The organism is Rhizobium sp. PRIMUS64 (assembly GCF_023006465.1).
GTDB lineage: Bacteria > Pseudomonadota > Alphaproteobacteria > Rhizobiales > Rhizobiaceae > Rhizobium > Rhizobium leguminosarum.
This window is the reverse complement of record NZ_JALBGX010000331.1, coordinates 1-559: the sequence shown is the minus strand read 5'-3', so window position 1 is coordinate 559 and position 559 is coordinate 1. Positions and strand designations below refer to the sequence as shown.

The window sequence follows — 559 nt, the reverse complement described above, 5'->3', positions numbered from 1 at the left end:
GATCGCCGCGCCCCGCGCGGCCATGGCCGCCAATGCTGCACATCTCACTGCCGTCATGCTGCATGCCATCGACGACGAGGCCGACCTCGGCGACTGGCTCTCCGACAAGCGGCTGCAAACCTTCGTCCTCGGCCCCGGTTTCGGCATAGGCGCCAGGGCGCGCGGCTTCGTCTCGGCCCTTGCCGATCGCCATCTGGTGCTCGATGCCGACGGCATCTCCTCGTTCAAGGACGATCCGCAACAGCTGTTTGATCTTTTCCGGGGTGAGCCGCGTCTGGTGCTGACGCCGCACGAAGGCGAATTCGCGCGGCTCTTTCCCGATATCGGCGGCGACGAGGGGCTCGGCAAGGTGGACAAGGCCTTGGCCGCCGCCCGCCGCGCCAATGCTGCGATAATTTACAAAGGCGCCGATACCGTCGTCGCCGCGCCTGATGGACGGGCGCTCATCAATACCAACGCTCCCGTCTGGCTTGCCACCGCCGGTTCCGGCGACGTGCTTGCCGGCATCATCGGCGGATTGCTCGCCCAGGGCCTGCCGGGCTTCGAGGCAGCGGCTGCC

General features: G+C 67.4%; 1 protein-coding gene. It reads left to right on the top strand.

Features of this window, described 5'->3' with window-relative positions:
* Positions 1–559: ADP/ATP-dependent (S)-NAD(P)H-hydrate dehydratase (locus MOV76_RS39420; protein ID WP_247266620.1), on the top strand; the 559-nt coding region annotated here is incomplete at both ends.